The following is a 14,729-nucleotide window of genomic DNA, read 5'->3' as shown; positions in this document are numbered from 1 at the left end:
GAACCGAGGTGGTGCATTCGCGAGCAGGCTCGCTCCCACAGGATGGGTGTTGGAACAGAGATGTCTGCCATACCCAAAAACAATGTGGGAGCGAGCCTGCTCGCGAAGAGGCCGGTACAGGCTCCGCCGATTTAAGGCTTGGGCATGGTGGCGATCATGGACGGTCGCTGACTCACTTCAAAAAACCAGTTGGCCAGTTGCGGGTTGGCCTCACGCCAGCCCAGATCCGGGAAACGCAGATCGAGATAACCCAACGCACAGGCCACGCTGATGGCGGCCACGTCGAAATGGCTGGTCAGCTCGGCAATCGCGTCGTTTTCCAACACAGCGAGAGCGCGGCGGATCTTGTCGCGCTGAGCCTCGAGCCATTCGTCCCAATGTTTTTCCGGAGCACGCAGGACCATTTCATAACGCACCATCACCGACGCATCCATGATCCCGTCGGCCATCGAGGCCAGGGTCAGACGCCGCCAGCGGGCCGCGCCTTCGCGCGGGATCAGCGGGTTGCCGACGTGTTGCTGGTCGAGGTATTCGAGGATCACACGGCTGTCATGGATGACATTGCCGTCGGCCAGACGCAGGGCGGGGATCTTGCCCAGCGGGTTGTCGAGATTGAGCTCGGCGCTCGGACTGACCGGGCTGAGTACGCAGTCTTGCAAGGCGACGCGATGCTGCTGGCCGGTTTCGTGCAGCAACACCATCACTTTGCGCACGAACGGGGAGAGCGTGTTGTGGTACAGGGTCATGCTGGGGGCGGACATTGGCAGGGTCTCGATCAGAACGATGAGGGAGCAGCATAGCGCGTAACGCCACGTCCTCAAGCCCAGTGCAAAACCAATGTGGGAGCGAGCCTGCTCGCGAAGGCGTCGGTACAGTCAACATTGGTGTTGAATGTCAGAGCGCTTTCGCGAGCAGGCTCGCTCCCACAGGTTTCTTTAGCTTCGCTGCAGCAATCCTCTTATGGCCAGAACCGCCGGCACACCCAGACCAACCCAGCTCAGCGCATCCCAAATCCCATCCCCAAGCAACGCCGCAAACAACCCCGCCGCACTGAGCAACGCAATCACGATCGGCGTGCTGAACACCTTCCAGAAATTCGACTGACGCGGTTTCATGCAGAGGCCTCCGCCGTTTCCAGCACAGGCTTCGCCGCTTTGCGCCGCACCACCCACAGGTACACGCCACTGACGAGGACGATTATGGTCAACACATCGAGGGTGGCCCAGAGAATCTTCATCGGCATGCCGCCATAGTCACCAAAGTGCAGCGGCTGCGACATGCCCATGGCGTCCATGTACCACGGTCGTTCGGCCACGGCGGTGACCTGCAGCGTGGTGGCATCGATCAGCACCGGTGTCAGCAGGTGTGAGGTCAAATGCGTGCCGCCCTTCATGAACACCGAATAATGGTGCTCGCTGGAAAACCGTGTGCCGGGGAAAGCGATGAAATCCGGTTTCATGCCCGGCGCGACTTCAGCCGCGATGTCGAGCAACCGCGTGGCCGGTGCCAGGTGAGTCAGCGGTGGCGCTTCGCGGTAAGGTTCGATCAGGGCGGTCAGTGCATCGTTGCGCCACGCCGCGATCAACAGGTCGGCGCAAGCGCTGATCACGCCTGTCACGCCGACCACCAAGGCCCAGGTCAGGGTGACCACGCCGATCAGATTATGCAGGTCGAGCCAGCGCAAACGGGTGGACTTGTCCTGACGCACGGTGCCGAATTTCAAGCGGCGCATGAACGGCAGGTACAGCACCGTCCCCGAGACAATCGCCACGACAAACAGCAGCCCCATGAACGCCAGCAGCAACTTGCCCGGCAGCCCGGCGAACATGTCGACGTGCAGGCGCAGGATAAACAGCATCAAACCGCCGTTGGCCGACGGCGTTTCCAGCGCTTCACCGGTACGTGCATCGAGCATGAAGGTGTGCGACGAGTTCGGTTCAGTGCCGGCGGTTTTCGCCATGATCGTCAGTACGGCATTCGGCTCATCGTCATCGAAACCGAAATACTGCACGACTTCATCGGGACGATGTTTCTCGGCGGCCTCGACCAGTTGCGCCAGATTCAGACGTGGCGTGTCGGCGGGCATCTCGCGCACTTCGGGCGCATCGCCGAGCAGGTGCTCGATCTCGTGATGGAAAATCAGTGGCAGACCGGTCAGTGCCAGCATCAGCAAAAACACGGTGCAGACCAGGCTGGTCCAGGTATGCACGAACGACCAGCGGCGGATTGTTTTACTTTTCATTTCATGACCTTCAAAAACACCAAAGCCGTCCACGAGGGACGGCCTGGTCACAGGGCCTGTTTCAGCTCAATCGCTTACCACTTGTAAGTGGCGCTGGCGACGACACTGCGCGTGTCGCCGTAGTAGCAGTAGAAGCTGTCGCAGGTGGAAATGTATTCCTTGTCGAACAGGTTGGTCGCGTTGAGTGCCAGCGACGCGCCTTTGAGGCTGTTGTCCAGACGGCCGAGGTCGTAATGCACGCTCGCGTCGAACACGGTGTAGGCGTCAGCCTTGCCCAGCCAGGTGTTGGCCTTGTCGCCGTAGGTGTTGCCGGTGTAACGCACGCCACCGCCAATGCCGAAGCCGTCGAGTACGCCGGCGTGCCAGGTGTAATCGGTCCACAGCGACGCTTGCTGGTTCGGCATCAGTTGCAGGCGATTGCCCTTGTCGACGCCATTCTGCACTTCGGATTTGGCGAGGGTGTAGGCGGCGATGACTTTCAGGTTGTCGGTGACGTCGGAAACCGCTTCCAGCTCCAGGCCTTTGACTTTCACTTCGCCAGTCTGGCTGGTGATCGACACGTTGTTGACGAAGGTGTTGACCGAGACGTTCTTCTGGGTGAGGTCATACACGGCGGCGGTCAGCAGGGTTTTGCTGCCCGGCGGCTGGTACTTGATGCCCAGTTCCCACTGCTTGCCTTCGGTCGGCTTGAGCGAGCCGGTCGAGGTGGCATCAGCGCCCGTGGTCGGCTGGAAGGATTCGGCGTACGACAGGTACGGCACGAAACCGTTGTCGAAGACGTAGCTGAGCGCGGCGTTGCCGCTGAAGGCCTTGTCGCGCTGGGTGTTGGTGGCATCACCCTTGTTGATGAATTTGGTGCTGGTGTGTACCCAGTCTTCACGGCCGCCGAGAGTCAGGCGCCACTGGTCGAGGGCCATTTGGTCCTGCACGTACAGGCCGGTCTGGTAGGTCTTCTGGTCGTAATCGTAAAACGCGGTGGAACGCGCTGGACGAATGATCGGCTGGCCGTAGATCGGGGTGATCACGTTGGTGCCCGGAGTGGTATCCGAAAAGCCGAAGATCGAGGTGTAGTTGGTGTTGCTGCGCTGGTGATCAAGGCCCAGCAGCAGGGTGTGGCGGATGTCGCCGGTAGCGAAGTCGGCCTGGAAGTTGTTGTCCACGGCGAACTGGCTGATGTCTTCTTCGACGCTGGTGCTGGTGCGTCCGACATTGCCTTGATCATCCACTTCGGTGAATGGGTACGACCCCGGTGTCAGCGACTGGAACGACAGATCCGACTTGGTGTAGCGCAGGTTCTGCTTGAACTGCCAGACATCGTTCAGACGATGTTCGAAGGCATAGCCCAGCGCGTAGTAGGTGCGATCGTAATATTCCCAGTCCGGATCACCCAGATTCTTGTGGTGAGAGATATCGCCGAACGGTGACTTGATCTTAGTGCCCTGAATTGGCAGAAACTGGCTGGTGATGCCGGTATCGTCGCGGGTGAACTGGCTCAGCAGGGTGAGCTTGGTGTCATCGTCGATGTTCCAGGTCAGGCTCGGCGCGATGTTGTAGCGCTTGTTGTCGACGTGATCGACCTGGGTGCCGCTGTCGCGCACCACACCGCTGAGGCCATAGAGAAACTGGCCGGCGTCGTCGATCTTGCCGGTGCTGGCGAAGTTGATCTGGCGATGGTTGTCGCTGCCGTACTGCAACTGGATTTCGTTGCTGGCTTCGGCGCTTGGGCGACGGCTGACCATGTCGAGCAGACCGCCCGGTGGGGTCTGGCCGTAAACCGAGGAGGCCGGGCCGCGCAGCAGGGCGAGGCGGTCGAGGTTCCAGGTTTCCTGTTTCGGGTTGGCGTACACGCCTTTTGGCAGCGGCAGGCCATCGAGGAACTGGGTCGGCTCGAAACCGCGTACGCGCAGCCAGTCGGCGCGGGTGTCGCTGCCGTAGCTGCTGGCGGTGATGCCCGGCATGTAGCGCACGGCATCGTCGAGGCTGTGCACGCTGCGGTCGTCCATTTGCTGACGGGTCGCCACCGAGATCGAGCGCGGTGCTTCGACCAGTGCGGTGTCGGTCTTGGTGCCAGCGGCGGTGCGAGTGGCGGTGTAGCCTTCGACCGGGCCCCAGGCACTTTCGAAGTTTTCTACACCGATGACCGAAGTTTCCGGCAGGGCCATCACGCCTTCAGGCACGGCAACCAGGGTGTAAGTGCCGGTGCTGCTTTGTTCCAGTTGCAGACCGGTGCCACGCAGTGCCGCGCGCAGAGCGCCAGCCGCATCGTATTGGCCGTTGACCGGCGCCGAGGTCTTGCCTGCCGCCAGCGACGGATTCAGCGACAGCGCAATCCCGCCCTGGCTGGCGATCTGGTTGAGGGTCGTCGACAGTGGCGCCGCTGGCAAGTTGTAGGCGCGTACGCTGGACGCTTGTTCAGCGGCAAGCAACGGACTGCTGATCAGCGGCGCGCTGAGCGCGATGGCGACAGCCAGCAGACTGGGGCGCAACAAGGTGTCTAGCGAACGGGACATACGGCGGCTCCTGAATGGAAATATTTCTCAATTGCCTGTGTGCCGGATGAAAAGCAAAAAGTGATAGGGCTGGATGAAAATAATTTCGATTAACTGGAAAACAGCCACATTTCTGCGGGCTTGATCGTTCCCACGCTCCGCGTGGGAATGCCTCAATGGACGCTCTGCGTCCGCTTCGGCAGGGACGCAGAGCGTCCCGGGCTGCATTCCCACGCAGAGCGTGGGAACGATCAGATCAAGGGGAGGAGGGCTCGGCCTTCGCGACTGTGACCCAATACGGCGTATGCCGCTCGATCTGCACCGGCAGGGTCGGCAGCAATGCGCTCAAGGCTTTATCGGTGTCATGCAGCGGAAAGCTGCCGGTAATCCGTAGATCCGCCACTTCCGGCGCCACGCCCAGATGCCCGCGACGATAACGCCCCAGCTCATGCACCAGATCGCCGAGTCGCGCGTTATCCACCACCAACATGCCGCGCGTCCAGGCATCGGCGCCGGGGTTGAGCGCGACAATCGAATCCAGCCCGTCGCTGCGCAGCAGCACTTGCTGGCCTTCATGGAGGATCTGCTCTTCTGGATTTGCTTGCCCGTGTGCGGCCACGGCCGACTGCAACACGCTCAGGCGCGTGCCTTCGTCTTCACGCTTGACCAGAAACCGCGTACCCAAGGCACGCATGCTGCCTTCGCGGGTTTCGACGATAAAGGGGCGCGGATCGCCGTGACCGGTCTCGACGAGAATTTCGCCTTCCTGCAACACGATCAGCCGGCGCTTCTCATCGAAACGCACGTCCACCGCACTGTGGGTGTTGAGATTCAGCACAGTGCCGTCCGCCAGACGCACGGTGCGCTGCTCACCGGTCGCGGTGCGCTGATCGGCGAGCCAGTAATCCAGCGGCAGAAAGCGTTCACTGGCAAACAGCCCCACACCGACCAGCACCACAACGCTGGCCAGCCCACTGCCGAGCTTGCGTACCCGTCGGCGAATGCCTTCGCGCGATTGCAGCAAGGCACTGCGGGCCGGGCCCTTGGCCACGTTGAAACGCTGATCGAGCATGCCCAGTTGCTGCCAGGCGCGGGCGTGTTCTTCATTGGCTGCGTGCCATTTGGCGAACTCCTCACGCTCCAGCGGACTGCTCGAGTCGAGGGTCAGTTGCCAGGCAATCGCCGCGTCCAGCACATGCGCCGGCACCGGTCTGGAACTGGCCGGACTCACGTCGGCTCACCGTACAGGGCGATGTAGCACTGCCGAATGCCTTGCGTCAGATACTGCCGAACGCGCGGCACCGAGACGCCGAGCTTGTCGGCGATCTCGGCATGGCTGAGGCCGTCGAGGCGGTTATAAAGGAAGGCGGCACGGGCCTTGGTCGACAGTTTGCCGAGCAAGCGGTCGATGGCTTTGAGGTCTTCGAGGATCATTTGCTGTTCTTCCACCGACGGTTGCTCGCCTTCGGGGATCAGCATCAGTTCGGTGAGGTAGGCCTGTTCCAGCGCAGCGCGGCGGAAGTAGTCGAACAGCAGGCCTTTGGCGATCGCCACCAGAAAGGCGCGCGGCTCGCGGGGTGTCAGCATGGCATCGCGACCGAGCAGACGGACGAAGGTGTCCTGGCTCAGGTCTTCGGCGCGTTGCGGGCACGCCACATTGCGCCGCAACCATGCCAGCAGCCAGCCGCGATGGTCACGATACATCGCACCGACGAGCTCACTGTTAGGGCTTGGGACTGACGACACCGGACATCACCGATTGGGAAATGTTAACTAACGCGAATTGTTCGCGATTGTGGCAGAGGTGGGAATGGTTAGCAATTGGCCACTGGTCAGGTGGGCGGTTAAAGGCAGACCCTCACCCTAGCCCTCCCGAAACGTCGGACCGCCCAGAGGGAGAGGGGATCGATCGGGGGATATTCTAGAGGTACACCGACCTGAACGATTTTTAGCGAATCCTCAATCGACTCGATCTTTCAGGTCGATATAAAGCGTCAGACACTTCGGTCGGCTCCCTCTCCCTCGGGGAGAGGGCTGGTCTTCTGATTTAGAACGAAGGCGCCTGCTGCCGCCGCTTCCACTGACTCAACCGCTGCTGCAAATTCAACGGACTATGAATCTGCTGTCCCCGCGCCCGGCTGAACAGAATCAACGCCAGTTCCGCCGTCGCCAGCGCATCGGCGCTCGCGTTATGCCGCTCGAACACCTCAAGCTTGAACCAGTCGATCCACTCATCCAGCCCGGCCTCACGAATATTCGCCTGCGGACACACCAGCGGTGCAATGTCGGCGACATCCAGAAAGACCTGCTGCAACTTGTGCCCCAAATGCTCCTTCAACGCGCGCCCGAGCATGTGCTGATCGAACGGCGCATGAAACGCCAATACCGGGCTTTCACCGATAAACTCCAATAACTCCAGCAACGCCTCGGCCGGTTCACTGCCGGCTGCAATCGCGTTCGGCCCCAAGCCGTGAATCAACACACTGGGGCTGAGCTTCAGCTCGCGGCATTGCAGCGTGCGCTCGAACTGCTGGCTGAAATCGATTGCGCCATCCTCGATCACCACCGCGCCAATCGACAACACACGATCCTTGTTCAGGTTCAGTCCGGTGGTTTCCAGATCCAGCACGACCCAACGTTGTTCGCGCAACGTGCATTCGCGCAGTTCGGTAATCGCCGGCAGCTGCGCCAGACGCTGCTGGAAATCCACCGGCACCACCGCACTCGCCGGGCGCAGCCACGAGAACAGGCTCATAGCTGATACCGCAAGGTCAGGCTGCTTTGCAGGCGCTGGGCCTGGCGCAGGGATTCTCGCAGGATGCGCCGGTCGAGGTGATTGAGGCTGTCCGGGTCGACGCGGTTGGAGTAGGGCAGATTCTCCCGCGTCTGCAGTTGATGTTGTTGCATGCGCGTTTGCTGAATGAAGTGATAGGCCTCTTCATACGCCGCGCCATCCAGGCGCTCAATGACTTCTTTCTCGACCAACTGACGGAAGCGCTCAAGGGTGTTGTTGGCGTCGATGCCGTTGGCCAGCGCCAGCAGTCGCGCGCCATCCACGAACGGCGTCAGCCCCTGCACCTTGAGATCCAGTGTGGCTTTCTCGCCGTTCTTGCGCGCCAGCACAAACTCACGGAAACGTCCCACCGGCGGACGATTGCGCAGGGCGTTTTCGGCCATCATGCGCTGGAACAAACGGTTGTCGCCGACCTGATCGAGGATGCCTCGGCGCAGTTGTTCACAGCCTTGTTCATCTCCCCAGACCACGCGCAAGTCGAAATAAATGCTCGACCCGAGCAGATTCTCCGGCGTCGCCTCACGAATAAAAGCTGCAAAACGCCGTGCCCATTCCGCTCGCGACAAACACAGCTCGGGGTTGCCGGCCATGATGTTGCCTTTGCACAGGGTGAAGCCGCACAGCGCCAGACTCTGGTTGATCTGCTGGGCAATCGGCAGCAGCTTGCCGCGAATCTCTGCTGCATGCGCCGCGTCTCGCGCGTCGAACAAAATGCCGTTGTCCTGATCGGTGTGCAGCGTCTGCTCGCGGCGGCCTTCGCTGCCAAAGCACAACCAACTGAACGGCACGCCGGGGTCACCTTTTTCCGCGAGAGTCAGTTCGATCACCCGGCACACGGTGTGGTCGTTGAGCAAGGTGATGATGTGGGTGATCTGGGTCGAAGAAGCACCGTGGGCGAGCATGCGTTCGACCAGTTGGCCGATCTCACCACGCAGGCTCACCAGTTGTTCGACGCGTTGCGCGCTGCGAATGGTCCGCGCCAGATGCACCAGATCGACCCGTTGCAGGGAAAACAGATCGCGCTCGGAGACCACGCCGCACAAACGCTGATCCTTGACCAGACAGACGTGGGCGATGTGCCGTTCGGTCATGGCAATCGCTGCATCGAAGGCACTGTGATCCGGCGAAAGATAAAAGGGCGAAGGCGTCATGTGGCGCTCGATGGCTTCACTGAAATCACCGATGCCTTCAGCCACAACGTGGCGCAAATCGCGCAGGGTGAAAATCCCCAGCGGCGCCTTGTGTTCGTCCACCGCAACGATGCTGCCCACCTGTTGCTCGTGCATCAATTTCACCGCTTCGCGCAGTGGTGTGTCGGGGCTACAGGTGACCGGGTGGCGCATGGCCAATTCGCCAAGTCGGGTGTTCAGCGAGTACTGCGTGCCGAGGGTTTCCACTGCTTTCTGCTGCACTTGCTGGTTGACTTGATCGAGCAGGCTGCTGACTCCGCGCAAGGCGAAGTCGCGAAAGGCGTTGGAGAGGGCGAACAGTTTGATGAACGCCAGTTTGTTCAGTTGCAGGCAGAACGTATCTTCGCCAGCCAAGTGCTCGGTGCGGGTTGCGCGTTCACCGAGCAGCGCGGCCAGCGGAAAGCATTCGCCGGTGGTGATTTCAAACGTGGTCTCGGTGCCGGGCTTGGTGATGTGCTGACGTTCGCCGACCACCCGACCTTGCTTGACGATATAGAAGTGTTCGACCGGGCCGTCGGCAGGTTTGATGATGCTCTCGCCCTGGCCGTAGAAACGCAGCTGACATTGCTCCACCAGATAAGCGAGGTGGGCGTGTTCCATCTGATTGAAGGGCGGGAAGCGCTGGAGGAATTGCAGGGTGCCCTGAATATTCTGCAATACCGCGGTTTTCCCTGCCTGGGTGAAGGCGTCCGCTTTACTCATAACCATTACCGCAGTCTTTTTCGAATTGTTGTTGTCGGATCGTTACGGCCATGGTCGACCCCTGCGGACAGGGTGCCCATTGGACGTAAGTCTAGGTTTTGCCACCATTGGCGCAGTTTCGGAGATGCCCTACGCAAACAGTCGGAAATTCCCTTGCTTGCCCCCTTGGAAAAAAATCCGACGAAGTGCACATTGAAGCTCTGCCCTGCGATGTCTGACCACTTGCCAAGGGACTGTTTTGAATACTTAGAGAACGCCATGTCCGACCACGATATTTTGAGCGATGCCGAGCGAGAAGCGCTCAGTGCAGTCATGCTCGAACCTGATCTTCCACCTCAGCGTGTATTGATCGTTGATGACGACAAGGACGCCCGGGAGCTGTTGTCGGAGATTCTCGCGTTGGACGGCATTCGTTGCCTGACCGCAGCCAGTGGCGAGACTGCGCTGAAGATGCTGGAGGAGAAACCTTCAATCGGGCTGGTGATCACCGATCTGCGCATGGGGCATGTCGGTGGGCTTGAGCTGATTCGGCAAGTACGCGAATCGGTGCGGGCGGCGATGCCGATCATCATTGTGTCGGGTGATGCTGATGTGAAAGACGCGATTGCGGCGATGCATTTGAGCGTGGTGGATTTTCTGCTCAAGCCGATTGATACGGGCAAGTTGTTGGCGTTGGTGAAGCATGAATTGGGGATAGAACCCTAAAAGCCCCTCACCCTAACCCTCTCCCAGAGGGAGAGGGGACTGACTGCGGTGGATGTGCAAGGTCCACCGACTTGAAATTCCTCAGTCGAACTCCGGTTTTGAAAAGCACAAAGATTGGCTCCCTTTCCCCTCAACCCTTGGCAATTGCTGAGCCGAGCCCAGATTTTGAAAAGCACATGGATCTGCTCCCTTTCCCCCTCGCCCCCTTGGGGGAGAGGGCTGGGGTGAGGGGGATGGATCTCAAGCCCACCACAAAAATCCAATCCACGACACAAACAAAAAAGCCCTGATCTTTCGATCAGGGCTTTTTCATGTCCGGCATTCAGCGCAAGTTACAGGCCGTTGGCCTTCTTGAACTCGCGACGACGACGGTGCAGCACCGGCTCGGTGTAGCCGTTCGGCTGTTTGGTGCCTTCGATCACCAGTTCGACCGCCGCCTGGAAGGCGATGTTGCTGTCGAAGTTCGGTGCCAGCGGACGGTACAGCGGGTCGTTGGCGTTCTGACGATCCACCACCGGCGCCATGCGCTTGAGGCTTTCCATCACTTGCGCCTCAGTGACCACGCCGTGGCGCAGCCAGTTGGCGATGTGCTGGCTGGAGATGCGCAGCGTGGCACGGTCTTCCATCAGGCCGACGTCATTGATGTCCGGTACTTTCGAGCAACCCACGCCCTGGTCGATCCAGCGCACCACGTAACCGAGAATGCCCTGGGCGTTGTTGTCCAGTTCGTTCTTGATTTGCTCTGGCGTCCAGTTCGGTTTGACCGCCAACGGAATGGTCAGGATGTCGTCTACCGAAGCGCGAGCACGTTTGGCCAGTTCGGCCTGACGAGCGAACACATCAACCTTGTGGTAGTGCAGCGCGTGCAGTGCAGCGGCGGTCGGCGACGGTACCCAAGCGGTGTTGGCGCCGGCCAATGGATGCGCGATTTTCTGCTCAAGCATCGCCGCCATCAGATCCGGCATCGCCCACATGCCTTTACCGATTTGCGCACGACCTTGCAGGCCAGTGCTCAGACCGATATCGACGTTCCAGTTTTCGTACGCGCCGATCCACTTCTCAGCCTTCATGTCAGCCTTGCGCACAACCGGGCCGGCTTCCATGGAGGTGTGGATTTCGTCGCCGGTGCGGTCGAGGAAACCGGTGTTGATGAACACCACGCGCTCACTGGCAGCCTTGATGCAGGCCTTGAGGTTGACCGTGGTGCGGCGCTCCTCGTCCATGATCCCGACTTTCAGGGTGTTGCGCGAAAGGCCCAGCACGTCTTCGATGCGGCCGAACAGCTCGTTGGTGAACGCCGCTTCTTCCGGGCCGTGCATCTTCGGTTTAACGATGTACACGGAACCGGTGCGAGTGTTGCGGCGCGAAGTGTTGCCATTGAGGTTGTGCATCGCCGCGAGGCAAGTGACCAGACCGTCGAGGATGCCTTCCGGCACTTCGTTACCGTCTTTGTCGAGGATCGCGTCGATGGTCATCAGGTGACCCACGTTACGCACGAACAACAGCGAACGGCCGTGCAGGGTCACTTCACCGCCGTTCGGCGCGGTGTAGGTGCGATCCGGGTTCATGGTGCGAGTGAAGGTCTGGCCGCCCTTGGACACGGATTCCGCCAGGTCGCCCTTCATCAGCCCGAGCCAGTTGCGGTAGATCACCACTTTGTCGTCGGCATCGACGGCGGCCACGGAGTCTTCGCAGTCCATGATGGTGGTCAGCGCAGCTTCCATCAGGATGTCTTTGACGCCAGCAGCATCGGTCTGGCCGACCGGAGTGGTGGCATCGACCTGGATTTCGAAGTGCAGACCATTGTGTTTCAGCAGGATGGCGATTGGCGCGTTGGCGTCGCCCTGGAAACCGATCAGCTGAGCGTCATCACGCAGGCCAGTGTTGCTGCCGCCCTTGAGGGTGACCAGCAGTTTGCCGTCAGCGATTTTGTAGCCGGTCGAATCGACGTGAGAGCCAGCCGCCAATGGCGCAGCTTCATCGAGGAACGCACGGGCGAAGGCGATGACTTTGTCGCCACGCACCTTGTTGTAGCCTTTGCCTTTTTCCGCGCCACCTTCTTCGCTGATCGCGTCGGTGCCGTAGAGGGCGTCATACAGCGAACCCCAGCGGGCGTTCGAGGCATTGAGAGCGAAGCGGGCGTTCATCACCGGCACAACGAGTTGCGGACCGGCGGTACGGGCGATTTCATCATCGACGTTTTGTGTCGTTGCCTGGAAATCAGCCGCTTCTGGCAGCAGATAACCGATTTCTTGCAGGAAGGCTTTATAGGCCACGGCGTCGTGCGCCTGACCGTTGCGTTCCTGGTGCCAGGCATCAATGCGAGCCTGGAAGTCATCGCGTTTGGCGAGTAGGGCTTTGTTCTTCGGCGCCAGGTCATGAATGACCTTGTCGGCACCTTCCCAGAATTTTTCGGCGGTGAGGCCGGTACCGGGAATGGCTTCGTTGTTCACGAAGTCGAACAGGACTTTGGCGACCTGCAGGCCACCGACTTGAACGTGTTCAGTCATTGCTTGCCTCACTCTGCTCAGCTATTTCGCTTTTCAGCTCTTCAATTTTGACAATGAAGCCTCTGGCCATTTAAACCACAAACCTGCCGACCAGTACATGCCATTGCTGGCGGCTGGGCTGGGACCAATCAACGGCTTGGGGGCCTTGCTGACAGGGCTTTCAGGGTTGCGAACGTGCCTTGGGCAGACATCGATCCAGCGTTATGTAGTGCGCGCTGCGGCATACTACATGATGAGTTGCGCTTGTGAAAATCAGACTAATAACGTCGTTCTGCGACCTCATGACGCATTGCAGTCACGTCGCGGAACGGGATGTTCTCAAAAAATAGCTGGATTGTTCCAGTTAAATATAAAAAGTTGTACACGATTTGTCGTTTCGCGCGTCTGAGGCGGCTGACCATCCCTTGCCTATACTTGCTCTTCCATAACAAAAGTCATGACAAGAGGGCTGCGCCATGGACCATCTCGTACTCACTGTTTTCGCCCCGGACAAGCCCGGACAGGTCGAGCGCATCGCCCAATGCATCGCCGAGCATGGCGGTAACTGGCTGGAAAGCCGCATGTCGAGGATGGCCGGGCAGTTCGCCGGGATTCTTCGGGTGGGCGTGCCGGCAGAGGCTTACGACGAATTAGTCGATTCCCTACAAGCACTGACGGTGCATGGCATCCGCGTGCTGATTGCCGAAAGTGGTATCGAACAATCCTGTACCTGGAAACCGATCGCCATGGAGTTGGTGGGCAATGATCGGCCGGGGATTGTGCGGGACATCACCCGGTTGTTGAGCGAGCAGGGTGTAAACCTGGAAAGGCTGGTCACGGAAGTGCGTCCGGCGCCGATGAGCAGTGAGCCGCTGTTCCATGCTGAGGCGATTCTCGCGGTACCGCTGACCTTGTCGCTCGACGTCTTGCAGTCGCGTCTGGAAACCCTGGCTGACGATCTGATGGTGGAACTGGTGTTACGCACAGACGTTTAAGCACCGATCAGGTTATCCAGTTTAAACGTGCACCTGCCTGTGGATAACCTGTAGAGACTGTCGTCAACGCCACACCCGCCGTGGCTTTGCGGGAGTTGATCAAAAAACCGCCAACATTCAGTGACTTGCGCACAAACGGCGGGGATCACGCTGTGGATAACCTTGGGAAGGAACGATACAGGCCACGAGAACCGTGGCCTGTGAGGGTTTGTGCGTTTTTTGATCAGCTGCGCCGGCGCAGACTTATCCACGCATCAACGCTGTAAACGGCCAGACCGGCCCAGATGAAGATAAACGCGACCAGCGTGCTCGACGACAAGTGCTCACCGAACAACAGTACCGCTTGCAACAGCACCAGGGTCGGGGCGAGGTATTGCAGGAAGCCGATCGTGGTGTACGGCAAATGGCGCGTGGCGGCGTTGAAGCACACCAGCGGCACCAATGTGACCGGACCGGCCGCCACCAGCCACCAGGCTTGGGACGTAGTCCAGAACTCAGGTTGCGCACTGGTCGCGGTCTGGTTGAAAAGCAGCCAGGCAATCGCGATCGGTACCAGCATCCAGGTTTCCACCACCAACCCCGGCAACGCCTTGACCGGTGCCTGTTTGCGGATCAAGCCGTAGAAGCCAAACGTCAACGCCAGCACCAGCGAAACCCACGGCAGACTGCCGACCTGCCACACCTGTTGCGCGACACCGACCGCCGCCAGACCGACCGCGAGCCACTGCATCCGGCGCAAGCGTTCGCCGAGAATCAACATGCCCAACAGCACGTTTACCAAGGGGTTGATGTAGTAACCGAGGCTCGCTTCGAGCATGCGCCCGTTGTTCACCGACCACACGTAGGTCAGCCAGTTGGCCGCGATCAGCGTTCCGCTCAAGGCCAGAATCGCCAGTCGCTTGGGATTGTCGAGCAACTCGCGCAACCAGCCCGGGTGTTTCCACACCATCAGCAACAGCGCGCCGAACAGTGCCGACCACAGCACCCGATGGATGATGATTTCGACGGCCGGCACTTCGGCGATGGCTTTGAAGTAGATCGGGAACAGGCCCCAGATGATGTAGGCACTCAGGCCCAGAATGTACCCGCGACGCGGGTTGGCGGCTTGCATGCAGAATCCTTG

The 14,729-nt window shown here is 59.9% G+C and carries 12 protein-coding genes; 2 read left to right on the top strand and 10 right to left on the bottom strand.

Annotation, left to right across the window (positions count from 1 at the left end):
* Positions 1-131: 131 nt before the first annotated feature.
* From AB4N44_RS14830 to AB4N44_RS14795, 8 genes are all read right to left on the bottom strand, one after another.
* Positions 132-761, bottom strand: coding sequence for a glutathione S-transferase family protein (locus tag AB4N44_RS14830; protein WP_150749695.1), 630 nt, complete (start codon positions 759-761; stop codon positions 132-134).
* A gap of 174 nt (positions 762-935) precedes the next feature.
* On the bottom strand, positions 936-1,115 hold the full coding sequence (locus AB4N44_RS14825; protein WP_127930036.1) for a hypothetical protein: 180 nt from the start codon (positions 1,113-1,115) through the stop codon (positions 936-938).
* Positions 1,112-2,242, bottom strand: coding sequence for a PepSY-associated TM helix domain-containing protein (locus AB4N44_RS14820; RefSeq protein ID WP_150749694.1), 1,131 nt, complete (start codon positions 2,240-2,242; stop codon positions 1,112-1,114). The genes AB4N44_RS14825 and AB4N44_RS14820 overlap by 4 nt, the downstream gene beginning before the upstream one ends.
* Before the next feature lie 74 nt (positions 2,243-2,316).
* Positions 2,317-4,752 carry a TonB-dependent siderophore receptor gene (locus AB4N44_RS14815; RefSeq protein ID WP_316917220.1) on the bottom strand — a complete coding sequence of 812 codons (2,436 nt, stop codon included), beginning with the start codon at positions 4,750-4,752 and terminating at the stop codon, positions 2,317-2,319.
* A gap of 235 nt (positions 4,753-4,987) precedes the next feature.
* On the bottom strand, positions 4,988-5,962 hold the full coding sequence (locus tag AB4N44_RS14810) for a FecR domain-containing protein (RefSeq protein WP_150749692.1): 975 nt from the start codon (positions 5,960-5,962) through the stop codon (positions 4,988-4,990).
* Positions 5,959-6,435 carry an RNA polymerase sigma factor gene (locus AB4N44_RS14805; RefSeq protein WP_263596565.1) on the bottom strand — a complete coding sequence of 159 codons (477 nt, stop codon included), beginning with the start codon at positions 6,433-6,435 and terminating at the stop codon, positions 5,959-5,961. The genes AB4N44_RS14810 and AB4N44_RS14805 overlap by 4 nt, the downstream gene beginning before the upstream one ends.
* 343 nt (positions 6,436-6,778) lie before the next feature.
* The gene (locus tag AB4N44_RS14800; RefSeq protein WP_127930031.1) at positions 6,779-7,486 is read right to left on the bottom strand and encodes a 3'-5' exonuclease; all 708 of its coding nucleotides are present in this window, start codon (positions 7,484-7,486) and stop codon (positions 6,779-6,781) included.
* Positions 7,483-9,417, bottom strand: a complete 1,935-nt coding sequence (locus tag AB4N44_RS14795; RefSeq protein WP_318186591.1) for a putative nucleotidyltransferase substrate binding domain-containing protein — start codon at positions 9,415-9,417, stop codon at positions 7,483-7,485. Before AB4N44_RS14795 ends, AB4N44_RS14800 begins: the two co-directional genes overlap by 4 nt.
* Positions 9,418-9,675: 258 nt before the next feature.
* On the opposite strand from AB4N44_RS14795, the gene AB4N44_RS14790 reads away from it, so the two are divergent.
* Positions 9,676-10,122 carry a response regulator gene (locus tag AB4N44_RS14790; protein WP_160042100.1) on the top strand — a complete coding sequence of 149 codons (447 nt, stop codon included), beginning with the start codon at positions 9,676-9,678 and terminating at the stop codon, positions 10,120-10,122.
* A 332-nt stretch (positions 10,123-10,454) separates the two neighbouring features.
* On the opposite strand, the gene AB4N44_RS14785 is transcribed toward AB4N44_RS14790, so the two are convergent.
* A complete protein-coding gene (locus tag AB4N44_RS14785) occupies positions 10,455-12,632 on the bottom strand; it encodes a malate synthase G (RefSeq protein ID WP_150749688.1) in 2,178 nt (725 codons plus the stop codon).
* A 455-nt stretch (positions 12,633-13,087) separates the two neighbouring features.
* Between AB4N44_RS14785 and AB4N44_RS14780 the strand changes: the two genes are divergently transcribed.
* Positions 13,088-13,606 (top strand): glycine cleavage system transcriptional repressor, encoded by a 519-nt coding sequence (locus AB4N44_RS14780; protein WP_127930028.1) that lies wholly within the window; start codon positions 13,088-13,090, stop codon positions 13,604-13,606.
* 223 nt (positions 13,607-13,829) lie between these two features.
* Here the strand turns inward: AB4N44_RS14780 and rarD are convergent, their stop codons facing one another.
* The gene (gene rarD / locus AB4N44_RS14775) at positions 13,830-14,717 is read right to left on the bottom strand and encodes an EamA family transporter RarD (RefSeq protein WP_127930027.1); all 888 of its coding nucleotides are present in this window, start codon (positions 14,715-14,717) and stop codon (positions 13,830-13,832) included.
* Positions 14,718-14,729: the final 12 nt, after the last annotated feature.

This window comes from Pseudomonas sp. S3_C06, assembly GCF_054667675.1.
The sequence above is the reverse complement of the archived record's forward strand: the minus strand, read 5'-3'. Positions and strand labels throughout refer to the sequence as shown.

Coding starts and splice junctions, on each gene's coding strand:
- AB4N44_RS14800 (WP_127930031.1), bottom strand. CDS start 7,486: ATGAGCCTGTTCTCGTGGCTGCGCCCGGCGAGTGCGGTGGTGCCGGTG.
- AB4N44_RS14815 (WP_316917220.1), bottom strand. CDS start 4,752: ATGTCCCGTTCGCTAGACACCTTGTTGCGCCCCAGTCTGCTGGCTGTC.
- rarD (WP_127930027.1), bottom strand. CDS start 14,717: ATGCAAGCCGCCAACCCGCGTCGCGGGTACATTCTGGGCCTGAGTGCC.
- AB4N44_RS14830 (WP_150749695.1), bottom strand. CDS start 761: ATGTCCGCCCCCAGCATGACCCTGTACCACAACACGCTCTCCCCGTTC.
- AB4N44_RS14805 (WP_263596565.1), bottom strand. CDS start 6,435: ATGTATCGTGACCATCGCGGCTGGCTGCTGGCATGGTTGCGGCGCAAT.
- AB4N44_RS14795 (WP_318186591.1), bottom strand. CDS start 9,417: ATGAGTAAAGCGGACGCCTTCACCCAGGCAGGGAAAACCGCGGTATTG.
- AB4N44_RS14790 (WP_160042100.1), top strand. CDS start 9,676: ATGTCCGACCACGATATTTTGAGCGATGCCGAGCGAGAAGCGCTCAGT.
- AB4N44_RS14780 (WP_127930028.1), top strand. CDS start 13,088: ATGGACCATCTCGTACTCACTGTTTTCGCCCCGGACAAGCCCGGACAG.
- AB4N44_RS14825 (WP_127930036.1), bottom strand. CDS start 1,115: ATGAAACCGCGTCAGTCGAATTTCTGGAAGGTGTTCAGCACGCCGATC.
- AB4N44_RS14785 (WP_150749688.1), bottom strand. CDS start 12,632: ATGACTGAACACGTTCAAGTCGGTGGCCTGCAGGTCGCCAAAGTCCTG.
- AB4N44_RS14820 (WP_150749694.1), bottom strand. CDS start 2,242: ATGAAAAGTAAAACAATCCGCCGCTGGTCGTTCGTGCATACCTGGACC.